The 16,485-nt window shown below is 75.4% G+C and carries 14 protein-coding genes and 1 pseudogene; 9 read left to right on the top strand and 6 right to left on the bottom strand.

The genetic code is table 11. From position 1 onward, the window contains the following. Window positions 1-347: 347 nt before the first annotated feature. Both HNR12_RS22380 and HNR12_RS22375 read left to right on the top strand, forming a co-directional pair. Window positions 348-1,205 (top strand): NAD-dependent protein deacetylase, encoded by an 858-nt coding sequence (locus tag HNR12_RS22380; protein ID WP_372451146.1) that lies wholly within the window; start codon window positions 348-350, stop codon window positions 1,203-1,205. Window positions 1,206-1,250: 45 nt separating this feature from the next. Next, window positions 1,251-1,766, top strand: coding sequence for an NUDIX hydrolase (locus tag HNR12_RS22375; protein WP_179769417.1), 516 nt, complete (start codon window positions 1,251-1,253; stop codon window positions 1,764-1,766). Window positions 1,767-1,895: 129 nt separating this feature from the next. Here the strand turns inward: HNR12_RS22375 and HNR12_RS22370 are convergent. Next, window positions 1,896-2,501 (bottom strand): annotated as a pseudogene (locus HNR12_RS22370) (GNAT family N-acetyltransferase); the annotation flags it as partial. A 562-nt stretch (window positions 2,502-3,063) separates the two neighbouring features. Here HNR12_RS22370 and HNR12_RS22365 point away from each other — a divergent pair. Further along, complete coding sequence (locus HNR12_RS22365; RefSeq protein ID WP_218902015.1) at window positions 3,064-4,323, top strand: DUF4041 domain-containing protein; 1,260 nt, start codon at window positions 3,064-3,066, stop codon at window positions 4,321-4,323. A gap of 85 nt (window positions 4,324-4,408) precedes the next feature. Here the strand turns inward: HNR12_RS22365 and idi are convergent, their stop codons facing one another. Beyond that, the gene (gene idi, locus HNR12_RS22360) at window positions 4,409-4,957 is read right to left on the bottom strand and encodes an isopentenyl-diphosphate Delta-isomerase (protein WP_179769415.1); all 549 of its coding nucleotides are present in this window, start codon (window positions 4,955-4,957) and stop codon (window positions 4,409-4,411) included. A gap of 238 nt (window positions 4,958-5,195) precedes the next feature. Then, on the bottom strand, window positions 5,196-5,924 hold the full coding sequence (locus HNR12_RS22355) for a GntR family transcriptional regulator (protein ID WP_179769414.1): 729 nt from the start codon (window positions 5,922-5,924) through the stop codon (window positions 5,196-5,198). A 115-nt stretch (window positions 5,925-6,039) separates the two neighbouring features. On the opposite strand from HNR12_RS22355, the gene HNR12_RS22350 reads away from it, so the two are divergent. The 4 genes from HNR12_RS22350 to HNR12_RS22335 all read left to right on the top strand — a co-directional run bounded on the left by HNR12_RS22350 (window position 6,040) and on the right by HNR12_RS22335 (window position 10,049). Further along, window positions 6,040-7,227: a CaiB/BaiF CoA transferase family protein gene (locus HNR12_RS22350; protein ID WP_179769413.1), complete on the top strand. Its 1,188-nt coding sequence runs from the start codon at window positions 6,040-6,042 to the stop codon at window positions 7,225-7,227. Beyond that, window positions 7,224-8,129, top strand: coding sequence for an HpcH/HpaI aldolase/citrate lyase family protein (locus HNR12_RS22345; protein ID WP_179769412.1), 906 nt, complete (start codon window positions 7,224-7,226; stop codon window positions 8,127-8,129). The genes HNR12_RS22350 and HNR12_RS22345 overlap by 4 nt, the downstream gene beginning before the upstream one ends. Before the next feature lie 336 nt (window positions 8,130-8,465). After that, window positions 8,466-9,809: a TRAP transporter large permease subunit gene (locus tag HNR12_RS22340; protein WP_179769411.1), complete on the top strand. Its 1,344-nt coding sequence runs from the start codon at window positions 8,466-8,468 to the stop codon at window positions 9,807-9,809. Between the two features lie 15 nt (window positions 9,810-9,824). Beyond that, on the top strand, window positions 9,825-10,049 hold the full coding sequence (locus tag HNR12_RS22335) for a hypothetical protein (RefSeq protein ID WP_179769410.1): 225 nt from the start codon (window positions 9,825-9,827) through the stop codon (window positions 10,047-10,049). A gap of 75 nt (window positions 10,050-10,124) precedes the next feature. Here the strand turns inward: HNR12_RS22335 and HNR12_RS22330 are convergent, their stop codons facing one another. Then, window positions 10,125-11,483, bottom strand: a complete 1,359-nt coding sequence (locus HNR12_RS22330; RefSeq protein WP_308118957.1) for an ROK family transcriptional regulator — start codon at window positions 11,481-11,483, stop codon at window positions 10,125-10,127. Window positions 11,484-11,730: 247 nt separating this feature from the next. Between HNR12_RS22330 and HNR12_RS22325 the strand changes: the two genes are divergently transcribed. Next, on the top strand, window positions 11,731-12,588 hold the full coding sequence (locus tag HNR12_RS22325; RefSeq protein ID WP_179769409.1) for an alpha/beta hydrolase: 858 nt from the start codon (window positions 11,731-11,733) through the stop codon (window positions 12,586-12,588). A 312-nt stretch (window positions 12,589-12,900) separates the two neighbouring features. Next, a complete protein-coding gene (locus HNR12_RS22320; protein WP_179769408.1) occupies window positions 12,901-14,466 on the top strand; it encodes a PQQ-dependent sugar dehydrogenase in 1,566 nt (521 codons plus the stop codon). 73 nt (window positions 14,467-14,539) lie between these two features. Here HNR12_RS22320 and HNR12_RS22315 read toward each other — a convergent pair whose 3' ends face one another. Together HNR12_RS22315 and HNR12_RS22310 are read right to left on the bottom strand one after the other, a co-directional pair. Next, complete coding sequence (locus HNR12_RS22315) at window positions 14,540-15,289, bottom strand: trypsin-like peptidase domain-containing protein (protein WP_179769407.1); 750 nt, start codon at window positions 15,287-15,289, stop codon at window positions 14,540-14,542. Between the two features lie 225 nt (window positions 15,290-15,514). Continuing rightward, the gene (locus HNR12_RS22310; RefSeq protein WP_308118614.1) at window positions 15,515-16,456 is read right to left on the bottom strand and encodes a DMT family transporter; all 942 of its coding nucleotides are present in this window, start codon (window positions 16,454-16,456) and stop codon (window positions 15,515-15,517) included. Window positions 16,457-16,485: the final 29 nt, after the last annotated feature.

The following is a 16,485-nucleotide window of genomic DNA, read 5'->3' as shown; positions in this document are numbered from 1 at the left end:
CGCCGCCGTCGGGGGCCGGCGGTTCGCGCGTTCAGGCCGGTGAGCCACACCGGGAGCGCTCCCATGCATGCGGCCCGGTGAGCCGCGGTCGCCGTGGGGAGCCGCACCGCCGACGCGGCACGCTCCGGCCGCCGCGAGCGGAGAGCCCGCCATGGGGTGGGACGGGCCCGGACCCGTGTCGTCGGGAGTGCCCCCCGAGACAGGACTCCACTGCCAGAGTCGCCCGCGTGCCACCCGGCGTCAAGGGTGCGTCACAAAGAGCCACATCAGCGAGGGCGGCACCGGCCCCGGACGGAGGCGGGGCGCGGGGACCGGGGCGGGTGGCGGCGAGCGCATACCCTCATAGGGTGACCAACTCGGTGACCAGCACCCTCACCCCACCCGGCCTCGCGGCCACGGCCGAGGCGGTGCGCGCGGTCCTCGGCGACGGGCCGGTGGTGGCGCTCACCGGCGCGGGGATCTCGACCGACTCCGGGATCCCCGACTACCGGGGCCCCGACTCCCCGCCCCGCACACCCATGACCTACCAGCAGTTCGTCGGCGACCCCGGGTTCCGCCGGCACTACTGGGCGCGCAACCATGTCGGCTGGCGCCACGTGCACCGCACCCGGCCCAACGACGGCCACCGCGCGCTGGCCGAACTGGAGGCCGCCGGGGTGGTGTCGGGCGTGATCACCCAGAACGTCGACACCCTCCACGACGAGGCGGGCAGCCGGCGGGTCATCGACCTGCACGGCCGCTACGACCGCGTGGTGTGCCTGTCGTGCCCGCGGGTGATCACCCGCGCCGCCCTGGCCGAGCGGCTCACCGCGCTGAACCCCGACTTCACCGGCGGTGTCGAGGACGTCGAGACCGCCCCCGACGCCGACGCCGTGCTGGCCTCGACCGAGGGCTTCCGGGTGGCCGACTGCGAGTCGTGCGGCGGGATCCTCAAGCCCGACATCGTCTACTTCGGCGAGAACGTGCCCAAGGCGCGCGTGCACGAGGCGTACGCCCTGGTCGACGCGGCCGCGGCCGTCCTGGTGGCGGGATCGTCGCTCACGGTGCTGTCGGGGCGCCGGTTCGTCAAGCGCGCCGCCGAGCAGGGCAAGCCCGTGGTCGTCGTCAACCGCGGTCCCACGCGCGGCGACGCGCTGGCGGCGCTCAAGGTCGAGGAGGGCTGCTCGCCCATGCTGCGCGCCCTGGTGCGGGCCTACACCGCCTGACCCGCGAAACGGGCGCTCCGGTTCCGCCCGGGGTAGACCTGGGCTATGGCAGCCCCTCGCGGACCGGCCGACACCGGATTCCCCGTGCGCGACGCGCGCGGCAACGCCCTGCTCGGATTCGCCCCGACCCCGCCGGACCCGCGGCCGGGTGCGCCGCCGCTGCCGCTCGCGCTCCTGGTGGCGGCGGCGCCCGGCGGCGTGGTGATGGTGTTCGACCGGTACCGCGCCCAGTGGGAACTGCCGGGCGGCGGTATCGAGCCCGGCGAGACACCGGAGCAGGCCGCCCGGCGCGAGTTCGCCGAGGAGACCGCCCAGTGTGCGGCACAGGTGCGGTACGCGGGGGTGGCGGAGTTCACCGTGGCCCCCGGCCGCCGCGAGCGGGGCGCGGTCTTCTGCGGCACCTGCGTGTTCGCGCCCGAGCGGTTCGTCCCCACCGCCGAGATCGCCGCCGTGCGCCTGTGGCCGATCGGCACCGCCCTGCCGGGGATCTCGCCCATCGACGCCCGGATCGCCGCCCTGGCGGCGGGCACCATCGGGTTCGGGCCCGCCGGAACCGGGTGAGCGCGCGGACGCCCAGGCCGGCGGCCGCCCGAGCGGGGGATCGGTGTCGAGGTCGCGGGCCAGGAAGAGCGCGAACTCCCCCTCGCTGGCCGTGCCCCGGTACAGGGTGGTGTCGAGGCCGCACAGGGTGAACCCCATCCGCAGGTAGGCGCGGACGGCGGGGACGTTGACGTTGGAGGTCTCCAGCCACGCCGTGCGCGCCCCGTGCCGCCGGCCGTACGCGCAGGCGCGCCGGATCAGGGCCGAGCCGACACCGCGCCCGCGGTAGGCGGGGTCGACCGTGATCCGGTGGACCACCAGCCGGCGGTTCCACTCCTCAAGCCCGAACTCCACGGCCCCCCGGACGGCGCCGCCGGCCACGGCGACGTCGACGCGCCGGCCGCTGCCGGGGGCGAAGGCGCCGTCATCGCCGTCATCGTCGTCGGGAAACGTCTTGACCAGGGGCGGGTCGAGGGGCACCCGCCGCAGCGCGAACCCGTCCTCGCCGGCGCTCACCTCGTAGACGGAGTCGGTGGTGAAGGAGTCGTCGATCCGATCGACCCCCGCGCGGTCCCCCGCCCCCGCCTCCCGGTACACGATCCGCTCGGCTCCCACAGCCCCCACCGCCCCTTCCCGACCTGTGCCGGGATCCGCACACCCGACCGCACACCCAGGTTCCCGCGCCCCGGCCACGGGGCGCCAGTCGAGCGCGGCGGCTGTGGAAAACCGGGACCGCCGATGATCGCCTTGCGGCATGGCCTGCCGTCTTCTGATTTTCCGACCTTCCCCGGTGGAAAACCGGCCCGCGTTGCTGCTCCACGTCGTAGCATTTCGCCCAATACCGACGACGTCAATCCTTTTTGTCTGCCGCGTCCCCCGCTCGGTCGCCAATTCCATGGGAGCTCCATGCGACAGGAGAGCCGCGATCCCTCCGGCGGCCGGCCCGCCCCGCCCTACCCGGGAACCTCGTTCGAGGGGTACCGCTACAACTCCCCTCCGAACTGGCCCGCGCCGCCGCCCGGCTGGGTGCCGCCTCCGGGCTGGCGTCCCAACGCCGCGTGGGGTCCCGCGCCTGCGGGCTGGCAGTTCTGGGTCCCCGTCGCTTCCCCGTCCGTACCGCCCCAACCGGCGGCCGATCCGCCGCCGGAAGGAGGGCCGGGGCAGCCGCAACCCTCCACCCAGCCGTCGGCCACCCCCCCTGGTCGACACCGAGATCGGACTTTTCGGCGCTCGTTCCAAGGCCCGCGAACTGGCGAACAAGGTCAACCGCCTCGCTGAGGAGAACGCCCGCCTGCGAGCCGAACTGGAGCGCCTCGGCGTGCTGGACGCCGTCGAACTGGAGGAGGTCAAGCGGCGGCTGGGCGACGACATCGCCGAACTGCAGCAGCGCCACACCCGGGAGTTCGAGCAGGCGCAGCAGGCCCACCGCCAAGTGGAGGCCGCCCACCACGCGGAGGTCGCGCGCGCCGTGGCCGAGTCCGAGCGGCTGTGGGCGCGCATCGGCGAACTGCAGCGCCAGATCGTCGTGACCGAGGACATCGCGGCCCTGCAGGAGGCCGGCGTCTATGAGTACGCGCATCCGCTGGACGACTCCGTCGCCTACAAGGCGGAACTCGCCGTGCTCAAGGACGAGATCAAGGCCATGAACCGCAAGGACGGCGGAGCGGTCCAGGCCACCACGAACTTCACGTTGAACGACTCACTCGCCGAAGGGCGCCGCATGGTGGGCGAGTTCTCCAAACTGCTGTTGCGCGCCTACAACAACGAGGCTGACAACCTGGTGCGCGGTATGAAGCCCTACAAGCTCGCGACCGCCAAGGAGCGGCTCGGCAAGACACGTTCCACCGTCGAGAAGCTCGGCCGGTCCATGGACATCCGCATATCCCACAATTACCACCGGCTTCGCCTCCGCGAACTGGAACTGACCGCCGACCACCTGAACAAACTCGCCGAGGAGAAGGAGCGCGAACGCGAGGAGAAGGCGCGGCTGCGCGAGGAGCGTTTGGCGCAGGCCGAACTGGAGCGGGAGAAGGCGCGATTGGAGAAGGAGCGCCGCCACTACGAGAACGCGCTGGCAGCCCTCCGCGCGAAGGGCGACGAGGGCGGCGCCCAGCGCCTGCAGGGGCAGATCGACGACATCGCCAAGGCCATGGACGACGTGGAGGAGCGGGCCGCGAACGTCCGCGCCGGATACGTCTACGTCATCTCCAACCTCGGTTCCTTCGGCGAGCGCATGGTGAAGGTGGGGATGACCCGCCGCCTCGACCCGCTCGACCGGGTGCGGGAGCTCAGTGACGCCTCGGTCCCGTTCAACTTCGACGTACACGCCCTGCACTTCTCCAACGACGCGGTGGGGGTCGAGGCCGAACTCCACCGCAGGCTCGCCGACAAGCGGGTCAACCGGGTCAACCAGCGGCGGGAGTTCTTCTACGCCACACCGGCCGAGGTCCGCGAACTCCTCGAAAGCGTCGCCGGCGATCTCCTCCAGTACACCGAGACGTCGGAGGCCGCCGAGTACAGGCAGAGCGTCGCCGAGTCCGGCGGGGAACCGGCTCCCGCGGCAACGGCCGCCGACTGAGGCACCCTCCCTTCCGGTGTCGGCCCACGGCGGCGGCACCGGAAGGGAGACGCACCGGGCACCGCGTCCGGGGGCGGGGCCGCGGCTACCAGCCGGCGTCGGGGAAGGTGCGGCGGATGGCGGGGCGGGCGGCGGCGAGGACGGTGGGGAACCACACCGAGAAGGGGGACGAGGCGACGAGGGCGGCCAGGGACTCGGGGGTGACGAGGGTGGTCTCGGCGACCTCCAGGGGGTCGGGGTTGAGGGGGGCGCCCAGGCGGCCGACGAAGAGGTGGTTGTACTCCTTCTCGACCAGGCCCGATGCGGGATCGGGGAGGTCGTAGGTGACCGTTCCGGCTTCGGCGAGGAGGGTGGGGGCGGCGCCCAACTCCTCGACGGTGCGGCGGGTGGCGGCCAGGAACGGGGGCTCGCCGGGGTAGGGGTGGCCGCAGCAGGTGTTGGACCACACGCCGGGCGAGTGGTACTTGTCGTGGGCGCGGCGCTGCAGCAGCATCCGGCCGTCGGCGGAGAACAGGAAGACCGAGAACGCGCGGTGCAGGGCGCCCGGCGGCTGGTGGGCGGCGAGCTTCTCGGAGACGGCGACGGCGGTGCCCTCGGGGTCGACGAGTTCGACCATGATGTCGGCGTTGGGCATGGGACCCCTCGGTGTCGGTCGGTGGCGCGGCCGCCGGCAATGGGTGCCGGCGGCGCGGGCGCGGCGGCGCGGACCTGCGGTGACCCCTGGTTACCACAGGCGGGGCGGCGGGCGCCGAAAGACGGTGTTCTGCGGGCGACCTGGCCACCCGGTCCGTGTCCGGCCCTCCTACGTCCGCCCCGGCCGCGCTCGGGGCGGCGCCGGCACCGGACCGGCCGCGGGGCCGCCCGGGCGGCCGCTACTCCGGGGCCGCCGGTGGTTGGGCGTCGGCGCGCTCGGCGCTGTTGGCCGCCGTCCGCGCGACCGCGCTCGCCTGGATGTGCTCGGACATGATCCGCTCGGCCGCCTCCGCGTCGCGCCGCTCCAGCGCCTCCAGCAGGCGTTCGTGGGCGTCGAGGAACAGGCGGGCGTTGTCGGGGTCGTTCCACAGCGACACCGACGGCGGCACCGGGTTGTTCTGCCGGATGGAGCGCACGTGGGCGGCCAGGAACGCCGGGCCGCCGATGTCGGCGACCGTCTGGTGGAACAGCCGGCTGTCCTGGGCCGCCTGGTGGGCGTCGGCGCCGCGCATGCGCTCGTGGATGCCGCGCAGCAGGTCCAGGCCCTCGGGGGTGATGCGGGCGGCCGCCAGCCGGGCGGTGAGCCCCTCGACCGCCGCGCGCAGCAGGTACAGCTCCTCGGCGGCGCCCGAGCCCAGTTCCGAGACCGTGGCGCCGTGGTGGGCGCGGTAGGAGATCAGGCCGTCGCTCTCCAGGCGGCGCAGCGCCTCGCGCACCGGCGTGATGGAGACCCCGAGGCGGGCGGCGATCTCCTCCTGGCCGATGGCGGCGCCGGGCGGGAGTTCGCCGTTGAGGATCTCGTGGCGCAGGACCTCGTGGACGTAGTCGGCCTTGCTGCCCGGGGGGCGGCGGGCCGGAGCGGCGGGAGTGGCCGCCCCCGCTGAGCCGCGGGTCCTGGCGCGAGCCACTGGGGCGTCTCCTCCCTGAGCGGAACCGGTGGCGCCAATTCTAGTGGGCCCCGAGGTGCGGCCCAGGCCACACAAGGGGTTGACCTATATCCCATATTTTATAAGATGCAGCCTCATGCAACCCCTGGGAAACATCCGGGTCATCGACGCGGCGACCCTGTTCGCCGGTCCGATGGCGGCCACCTACCTCGGCGACTTCGGCGCCGACGTGATCAAGGTCGAGCACCCCCGCCGCGGCGACCCCTCGCGCGGGCACGGCCAGGCCAAGGACGGCGTCGGCCTGTGGTGGAAGCTGCTCTCCCGCAACAAGCGCGTCACCGCCGTCGACTTCTCGGTCCCCGAGGGCCAGGAGGTCGCGCTGCGGCTGCTCGCCGACGCCGACGTCCTGATCGAGAACTTCCGCCCCGGCACGCTGGAGCGGTGGAACCTCTCCCCCGAGCGGCTGTGGGAGGTCAACCCGCGCCTGGTCATCGCGCGCGTCACCGGGTTCGGGCAGAAGGGGCCGATGGCCCACCGCCCCGGCTTCGGCACGCTGGCCGAGGCCATGAGCGGGTTCGCCGCCGTCACCGGCGAGCCCGACGGCCCGCCCACCCTGCCCCCGCTCGCCCTGGCCGACGGGATCGCGGCGCTGGCCGTGGCCTACGGCGTCATGGTCGCGCTGCACGCCCGCGAGCGCACCGGGCGCGGCCAGGTCGTGGACCTCGCGATCATCGAGCCCATCCTCACCGTCCTCGGTCCGCAGATCACCGCCTACCACGCCCTGGGCACCGTGCCCCGGCGCACCGGCAACCGCTCCTCCAGCAACGCCCCCCGCAACACCTACCGCACGCGCGACGGCCGCTGGCTGGCCGTCTCCACCAGCGCCCAGAGCATCGCCGAGCGGGTGGTGCGCCTGGTCGGGCGGCCCGACCTGGTCGAGGAGCCGTGGTTCGCCTCGGGCCGCACCCGCGCCGAGCACGCCGACGAACTCGACGCGGCGGTGGGCGGGTGGATCGCCGAGCGCGACGCCGACGAGGTGATCGCGGCCTTCGAGGAGGCGCAGGCGGCCGTCGCGCCGATCTACGACGTGCGCGACATCGCCGAGGACCCGCAGTACGCGGCGCTGGAGTCGATCGTGCACGTGCCCGACGAGGAACTGGGCTCGGTCGCGCTGCAGAACGTGGTGTTCCGCCTGTCGGACACCCCCGGCGAGATCCGCTGGGCCGGGCCGCCCAAGGGCGCCCACTCCGAGGAGGTCCTGGGCGGCCTGGGCTACGGCGCCGACGACATCGCGCGGCTGCGCGAGGCGGGGGTGGTCGCGTGACCTCCGGCTCCCCGGCGGGTACGCCCGCCGCCGCCCGCCCGCCCTTGGTGGCCTGGCTGTACGTGCCCGGCGACCGCCCCGACCGGTTCGCCAAGGCCCTGGCCTCGGGCGCCGACGCGGTCATCCTCGACCTGGAGGACGCCGTGCTGGCGCCCGCCAAGGACACCGCGCGGCACAACGTCGTCGAGTTCCTCGCCGGCCTGGACCCGGCCGGGGCGCCCGGCCGGCCCCGGGTCCACGTGCGGATCAACCCGCCGCGCGGCGAGCACGGGGCGCGCGACCTCGACGCCCTGGCGGCGCTGGGCGCCGCCGCGCCCGACGCGGTGCGGGTGCCCAAGGTCGAGACCCCCGACGACGCCGACCTGGTCGCCGCCCGGCTGGGCGCGGCCACCGAGGTCCACTGCCTGCTGGAGTCCGCGCTGGGGGTGGAGAACGCCGCAGCCGTCGCGGCCCACCCGGCGGTGCGGGCGCTGGCCCTGGGCGAGGCCGACCTGGCGGCGCAGCTGCGCCTGCGCGGCGACGCCGCCTACACCTGGCTGCGCGCGCGGGTGGTGCTGGCCTGCGCCGCCGCCGGACTGCCGGCGCCCGCCATGGCCGCCTACGTCGACGTCGCCGACACCGAGGGCCTGCACGCGTCCTGCCTGGCAGGACGCGACCTGGGCATGTTCGGCCGCACCGCCATCCACCCGCGCCAGGTCGAGGTGATCCGGCGCGCCTTCACCCCCGACGCGCGAGAGGTGGCGCGCGCCCGTGAGATCGCCGCGGCGGCCGAGCAGGGCGCGGCCGACGGCGCGGGCGCCATCGCGCTGCCCGACGGGCGGTTCATCGACGCCCCCATCGTCGAGTCGGCGCTGCGCACGATCGCGCTCGCCGACCACCTGGGCGCTCCGCGCCCCCACTGACGGCGGCGGCCGGGCGCCCCCATCCGGGGCTCCCGGCCGCCGATCCCCTCGGCGGCGGGCGGCGGGCGCGACCCGCCCCCGCCCGCCGCCGGGGTGCGCGCGCGGCCGCGCGCCGCCGTCCGCGCGCCCGGCCCACCACCGGGGCGGCCTCGTCCGGCCCGCCCCGGCCCCCAGCGGGGACCGCGGTCCCCCTATCCCCTGATCGGCGCTGAAGGAGTCCCCTATGCCGACGCCCCATCACCCCCGCCACCCCAGCGGCCCCCGCCCGACCGGGGCCGCGCACGCGCCGCCCGGCCGCGCCGCCGCCTCCACGGAGCAGGAAGGTAGGTCCGCGCCGTGATCGGACTCTGGGCGTTCGTCGCCTACATCTGCGTGATCATCCTGTGGAACGTCGTCATCAAGCGCGGTATCGGCGAGGCCATGGTCATCGGCTTCGTCGTGGTCGCCGTGTTCGGCGGCGCGCAGGCGCCCGGCCTGATGTGGGCCGGGATCCGGGCGGCGGCCACCGAGGAGGTCGTGTTCGCCGCCTCGGCGTTCGTGTTCATGGGCTTCCTGCTCGGCCGGACCGGGCTGGTGGACCGGCTGGTCGACATGCTCAACTCGCTGCTGGGCCGGCTGCGCGGCGGCCCCGCCTACGTCTCCACCGTGGCGTCGGCCCTGTTCGGCACGATCTCGGGCTCGGGCTCGGGCAACGCCGCGGCCGTCGGGTCGATCACCATCCCCTGGATGATGCGGGCCAACATCGACCCCCGGCTGGCCGCCACCGTCGTGGCGGGCAACGCGGGCCTGGGCATCGCGTTCCCGCCCAGCTCGTCGCTGTTCATCCTGACCGGCCTGGGCGCGGTCAGCTCGCTGGTCTCGGCCGAGGCGCTGTTCCTGTCGCTGTTCGCGGGCGGGGCGTGGCTGCTGCTGTACCGGCTGGTGCTGATGTGGGCGCTGGTGCGGCGCTACGGGATCGGCCCGGTCGACCCCGGCCTCACCCAGCCGCTGCGGCGCACCTTCGCGGCCGGGTGGCCCTCGCTGCTGATCTTCTTGGGGATCGCGGTGCCGGTGGTGCTGACCACGGGCGCGGTCGCGGCCTGGCTGGACGCCTGGGCCGGGGCCGGCACCATGGAGGCGGTCAGCATCATCACCTGGATCCCGGTGCTGGTCATCCTGGTGACCCTGGTGGTGGGCCGGCGCAGCCTGCCGCGCGGCCCGCGCGGCTGGTGGGACCTCCTGGGCGAGGCCGGACCCAAGTACGGGGTCATCGGCGTGGTGCTGTTCTTCGCCTTCGCGGCCTCCACGGTGCTGGGCGAACTGGGCATGGGCGAGGAGCTGACGTCGCTGCTGTCGGCGATCGACGCGCCGGCGTTCGTGCTGGCGCTCATCGTGGGCGTCATCGTGCTGGCGGCCGCGGCGCCGCTGACCTCCACGGCGACCATGGTCGCGGTCGGCTCCGTCGCCTTCACGGCGCTGGTGGGGGCCGGGGTGTCGCCGACGGTCGCGGCGGTGGCGGTGCTGATGTTCGCCTCGACCGAGGGCGCGTCCCCGCCGGGCGCCGCCCCGATCTACATCGCCAGCGGTATCGCCGGGGTCGACCCGACGCGCACGTTCCTGCCGCTGCTGCTGTGGTACGTGCTGCCCACCCTGCTGATCACCACACTGGTGGCGGTCGGCTTCCTGCCCATCCCCGGCTGAGACGAAGGGTCCACCATGAGGAAAGCACTCGACATCGCGTTCCGCATCGGCCTGGCCGCCTTCCTGCTCGCCGGGGTCGCGGTGGTGGCCGTCCAGGCGGCCGGCCTGGCGGCGGGGTCGGCGGGCCTGGTGACGTCGGCGGCCGAGACCGTCGGCCCCGTGGCCTACACGACGGCCGGGATCACGGGTGTCATCGCGTTCGTCCGCTCCTACCTGGAGAAGTGGGAGAGCGGCGACTGACCCCCGATCCGCGCGAGCGCCGCGGGCGCCCCGCCGCACCGGCGGCGGGGCGCCCGCGGCGTGTCCGGGCGGGTATCACCCCCGTGCGGCGGGGGCGCGCCGGGTCCGCTCCTCCTCGGTGAGGTTGGCGGGGATCCGTGCGCCGGTGTGCAGGGGCACGAGTTCGGACTGCAGGACCATGGTCGCGGCGCCGATCGCGGGGGCGGTGGCGGCCGACGTGGAGAGCTGGACGGCCACGGGGTGGGTCTGGCGGGCGAAGAACGTGCGGTCCAGCTCCTCGCGGATGGCGGGGAGGTAGATCGAGCCGGCGACCGCGAGGCTCTGGCCGGTGAGCACGACGCGGTCGAGGTCCAGGACGGTGGCCAGGGTGCGCGTGGCGACCGCGAGGTAGCGGGCCGAGCGGTCCATCAGCGCCCGGGGGCCGGGTTCGCCCCGGCGCGCGGCGCGGGCCACCGCCGCGAAGTCGGCGGCCACCGACGAGGCGCCCCGGCGCGGCCGATCGGCCAGGCCTGCAGCGCGGGCGGTGGCGGGGTCGGCGCGGGCCGCCGCCACCACCGCCGCCGGGCCCGCCACCGCCTCGGTGCAGCCGCGCGCGCCGCACCAGCACTCCGGGCCGTCGGCTGCCACGCACACGTGCCCGATCTCGCCGGCGTTTCCGCTGGTGCCGTGGTAGGGGATGCCGTTGATGAGGATGCCCGAGCCGATCCCGGTGCAGACGTAGACCGCGGCGAACGTCGCGGACCCGCTGACGGCGCCCGACCAGTACTCCCCCAGCGCCGCCGCGGTGGCGTCGTTGCCCAGGACGACCGGCAGTCCGGCGGCCTCGCGGACGGCGTCGTGCAGGCGGAAGTCGGCCCACCCGCGCAGCGCCGGCGGGGCCGGGCGCATGCCCGACTGCGCGGTGAGGGGCCCCGGGGCCACCAGGCCCACCCCCAGCACCCGCCGCTCCTCAACGCCCGCGCCCTGGACCAGCGCGGCGGTCTCGCGGGCGATGCGCGCCACCACCGCCGGGGGGTCGTCGGTGCCGGCGCCGGTGCGCGACATGCGCGCCACCACCGCGCCGGCGAGGTCGGTGAGCACGTAGGTGATCCCGGAGTGGTCCAGGTGCACGCCCACCGCGTAGCGGGCGGCGGGGTTGAGCCGCAGGAGCACCCGCGGCTTGCCGCCGGTGGACTCCGCGCGGCCGGTCTCGACGACGAGGTCGTCGTCGATCAGCCGGCGGACGACGGTGGAGATGGTGGCGCCGGTGAACCCGGTCGCCGCGATGAGCCCGACGCGGCTGATGGTGCCGGCCGCGCGGATGACGTCGAGCACCGCCGCCTGCGTGCTCGCGTGCGGAATCGGCCGTACCGCGCCGCCCAACTCGACCTCCCTGACGTCGCCGTGCCGACTGGCGCCTCGGCCGCGGCCGGAGCGGCCCGCCGGGTGCGGCACCCGGGGATTTTACCTTCGGGCGGCCGCGCGTGGCGTGCGCCCGGACCGGCGGCCGCACCGGCCCGTTCCCCGCGAAAAGGAATTGCGCGAATACCGGGCACCGGCTCCCACAGGCGCCATCGGCGAAACCACCGGTCCTTTGGCAGCGGGTGTTGACAGCCGCATTCGGCTGCCGAATATTCGTTTCACAGCGCGCTGGAGAAAACGATCGAAGCCGTCCTCCAAAAGCGTTTCCAGGAGAAATGACATGGGATCACGACGTTTGCTCCGGCGGGCGTTCGCCGCGGCGTTCACGCTGCTGGCGGCGGCCGCCCTCGTCCCCGCCGCCTCGGGCACGGCCGCGGCCGACTCCGCGCGGACGACGGGCGGGAGCGGCCCCTACGACGCCGGGTACACCACCACGCTCCGGCTGCCCGACCACACGATCTACCGCCCCGTCGAGCTCCCCGAGGACGAACCGCTGCCGATCGTCGTCTGGGGCAACGGCGCCTGCCGCGCCGACGGCACCTGGTTCGAGAACATCCTCACCGAGTTCGCCTCGCACGGGTTCCTCGTCATCGCCAACGGCGAGCCCGGCGGCACCGGACGGACCGACTCCGCGATGCTGACCGAGGCCATCGACTGGGCCGTCGTCGAGAACAGCCGGCTGTTCAGCCCCTACCGCGGCCACATCGACACCGGGAGCGTGGCGGTGATGGGCCAGTCGTGCGGCGGTATCGAGGCCTACGAGGTCTCCGACGACCGCCGGGTCGACACCACGGTGATCTGGAACAGCGGCATGCTGAGCGACCTGAACAACCACCACCTCGCCCGGCTGCACGCCCCCATCGCCTACTTCACCGGCGGCCCGAGCGACATCGCCTACGAGAACGCCATCGACGACTGGGGCCGCCTGCCCGCCGGGCTTCCGGCGTTCATGGGCCACCTCGACGTGGGCCACTTCGGCACCTTCGCCGAGCCCAACGGCGGCGAGTACGGCCGCGTGGGCACGGCCTGGCTGAAGTGGCGGCTCAAGGACGACCCGGCCGCCCGGGCGGAGTTCGTGGGCCCCGACTGCGGGCTGTGCGGCACCGCCTGGGAGGTCCAGCAGAAGAACCTGACCTGACCTGAGCCGGCCACGTCCGCCGGCGCCTCTGGCCGGGGCACAGCCGCGCCGGGCCCGCGAGGGGCCTGGCGCGGCTGTGCCCCGGCCTCTTTTCCCGCGCGTTTTCGCGGGGGAAATCCCGCGTGACCACGGCAAATCGTGGGAGCGCTCCCGAAGACAAGCCGGAAACGGGAATTCCACCCCTGGCCACGCCGCCCGACTCGGCTTACCCTTTGCGTGCCAGAGATCACTCTGAACGCGCGGTGGCACATCAGGGGGAATGGCGTGTCGGGTGATCGGATTTCCGGTCCCTATCCTCGATCAGGAGCGTGCATGCCGCACAACCGATGGGCGCGCCGGGCGTCCGCCGCCGCCGCGGCGGCGGTGCTCGGAGCGCTGACCGCGATCAGCCCCGCGTCCGCGAACGACCCCTCCGACCCCGGGGCCGCGTCCGCCGACGCGCCGCTTCCCCTGGACCGGCTGCGGATCGCCACCACGGTGACCGACGCCGACCTCGACCGGCCCACCGCCGTGGCCGCGCCCGACGACGGCAGCGGCCGGCTGTTCATCACCGAGAAGGAGGAGGGGACCGTCCGCGTCTACCACCCCGACACCGGGCTCGCGGCCGAACCCCTGCTGGACATCGGCGACCGGATCTCCGTCGAGGGCAACGAGCAGGGCCTGCTCGGCATCGCGCCCTCCCCCGACTTCGCCGAGGACCCCGCCCTCTACGTCGCCTACACCGCCACCGACTGGACGCTGACGCTCTCGCGCTTCCCGCTGGAGGCCCCCGACCAGACCACCGTGCCGGCCGGCGCCGAGGAGGTCCTGCTCACCCAGGAGCACGCCGAGTTCAACAACCACAACGGCGGCGACGTCCACTTCGGCCCCGACGGCCACCTCTACTGGAGCCTGGGCGACGGCGGCGGCGCGGGCGACCCGCTGAACAACGGGCAGAACCTCGGCACGCTGCTCGGCACCATCGTGCGCATCGACGTCAGCCGCGCCTGCGGCGACCTGCCCTACTGCGTGCCCGAGGACAACCCCTTCGTCGGTGTCGCCGACGCCCGGCCCGAGATATGGGTCTACGGCCTGCGCAACCCGTGGCGGTTCTCCTTCGACCCGGTCGACGGGTCGCTGTGGATCGGCGACGTCGGCCAGGGCTTCCACGAGGAGGTCGACCACCTCCCGGCGGGCGAGGGCGGCGCCAACTTCGGCTGGCCCTGCCGCGAGGGCCCCGCACTCTACGACGAGGCCCGCTGCGACGCCGGTGCCGACTACGAGGAGCCGGTGTTCTCCTACACCCACGAGGGCAGCGGCTGCTCGGTCACCGGCGGCGTGGTCTACCGGGGCGAGGAGTACGCCGACATCGCGGGCGGCACCTATGTCGTGACCGACTACTGCAGCAACATCGCCTGGGGGATCCGCCCCACGGGCGGCGGCGAGTACGAGGCCGCCGAGATCGGCGCGCTGCCCATCCAGGTGACGGCCTTCGGCGCCGACGGGTCCGGCGAGCTGTACGTGGTCAACGACCTGCCCGGACGGCTCTACCGCGTCTCCTTCGAGGCGCTGCCGCCGCCGGTGGACTGCGCCGTCGACTACACCGTGGACAGCCAGTGGGGCAGCGGGTTCACCGCGTCGGTGGTGGTGACCAACACCGGCGACGACCCGATCGACGGCTGGACCCTGGCGTGGGACTACACCGGCGGGCAGCGGGTCACCAACGGCTGGCAGGCCCGGGTCGCCCAGGAGGGGGCCTCGGTCACGGCCGCCAACCTCGACTGGAACCGGGTGATCGCGCCGGGCGGCACCGTGCGGTTCGGCGTGCACGGCAGCCACACCGGCGCCAACCCGGCTCCGGCGGAGTTCTCGCTGAACGGCTCGGTCTGCGAGGGCTGAGCGCGGTGGGGCGGCCGGGGCCGCGCGCGGGCACGGCCGCCCCACCGCCGCGCCGCGGGCCCCGCCGGCGCGGCTACACCGCGCGCAGGATCTCAAAGGCCGCCTGGCGGGCGCGGTGGACGGGGATCGCGACCACGCCGCCGCGCGCGGGCGGCGTGCGCGCGGTGATGACCCCCAGGACCTGGCCTTCGGGGCTGACCAGCGGTCCGCCCGCCGCCGCGGGGTCGACCCGCCCCTCGGCCGCCAGCGCGGTGGCCACGCCCGCCGCCCCCAGCGCGACGGGCCGCCGCTTGGCGCGCAGCACCACCGGGGCCGCGGGCGCGGCCAGCGCCGCCGGCGCGCCCACGGCGACGGCGAGGTCGCCCTCGCGGGCGCGGCTGAACGCGGTGCCGGAGGCCAGCGGCGGCAGTCCGGAGCCGGGCGCCACGCGCAGCACGGCGATGCCCGCGCCGCCGGCCCGGCCCAGCAGCTCGGCCGGGACCTCCTCGCCGTCGGCGCGGACCAGGCGCACCCGGGCGCCGGCCTCGATCCCGGCCACGACGCCGGCGGCGGTGACGACCACCCCCTCCAGCCCGATGCGGAACGCGCTGCCGCGGTGGGCGCCGCCGCGGGTCCGCACCGACACGACGCCCGCCAGGACGCCGCCGGGGACCTCGGCGGGAGGGGCGCCGGCCCGCGCGGTGGCCGGGCCCGGCGGGACCGGCGCGGCGGAGGGCGTGCCCGCGCCCCCGTGATCGTGCTCGGCCGCGGGCGGGGGCTGGGGGGCGCAGGCCAGGGCGGCGAGTACGAGCGCGGCGGCGGCCAGCCGCCGGGGCGCTGCCATCACCGGCCCCACCTCCTCCTCCGCCCGCCGCGGCCGTCCGGCCCCCAGGTAGATGCCGTCGCGGCGGATGCGGCAAACCGCCGCCCGCGCCCCGGCGGCGGCCGGTCCCGGCCGGTTTCGGCGGCGGCCCGCCGACCTGCCGCGACGCCGCGCCCCCGGGTTTCGGACGCGCTCCCGGCCGCGCCGGCGCGGTGTCCCGATGGGGGCCGTGGGAAGGGTGGTGCGCTACCGCGCAGGACCCTCCGGCGCCTCGCGCGGCGCCGGGCCGACGACCGGCCGCGCGGCCGCGCCCTGGCGGGCCCGCACGGCGGTGCCGGCGCAGGCGACCACGGCCGCGCCGCCCAGGAGGGTGGCCCAGGTGACGTGCTCCCCCAGCAGCAGCGCGGCCCAGCCGATGGTCAGCACCGGCTGGACCAGCTGCACCTGGCTGACCCGCGCCATCGGGCCGATGGCCAGCCCCCGGTACCAGGCGAAGAAGCCGAGGTACATGCTGACCACGGCCAGGTAGGCGAACGCGGCCCACTGGAGTGGGGAGGCGTCGGGGGGCTGGCGCAGCACGGCGAGGCCCGTGAGCGCGGCCATCAGCGGCGCGGCGAGCACCAGGGCCCAGGACACCGTCTGCCAGGCGCCGAGCTCGCGGGCGAGCAGCCCGCCCTCGGCGTAGCCGAGGGCGGCGGCGACCACGGCTGCGAACAGCAGCGCGTCCGCCCAGTGCGCCCCGCCGAGGCCGCCGCCCCCGAGCGCGGCGAACACCACGGCGGCGGCCGCGCCCGCCGCCGCCGTCGCCCAGAACGCGAGCGGGGGCCGTTCGCGCCCGCGCAGCACGGCGGTCACGGCGGTCGCGGCGGGCAGCAGGGCGATGACCACGGCGCCGTGGGCGGCCGGCGCCTGGGTCAGCGCGAAGGAGGTCAGCACCGGAAAGCCCACGACCACGCCCCCGGCGACAACTCCCAGGCGGGCCCACTGCGCGCCCCGGGGCGGGCGCTGCCGGGTGGCCGCCAGGGCGGCGGCGGCCAGCAGCGCGGCCACCACGGCGCGGGCCGAGCCGGTGAACAGCGGCGACATGCCGCCGCCCGCCACGGCCAGCCGGGTGAACGGGACGGTGAGGGAGAACGCCGCGACCCCCAGCAGGCCCCACGCCAGTCCGGCGCGGGAGGGGGATAGCACGGACGCCGCCGCGACGATAGCGCTACTCT

It is taken from the genome of Streptomonospora nanhaiensis (assembly GCF_013410565.1).
GTDB classification, from domain to species: Bacteria; Actinomycetota; Actinomycetes; order Streptosporangiales; family Streptosporangiaceae; genus Streptomonospora; species Streptomonospora nanhaiensis.
The sequence above is the reverse complement of the archived record's forward strand: the minus strand, read 5'-3'. Positions and strand labels throughout refer to the sequence as shown.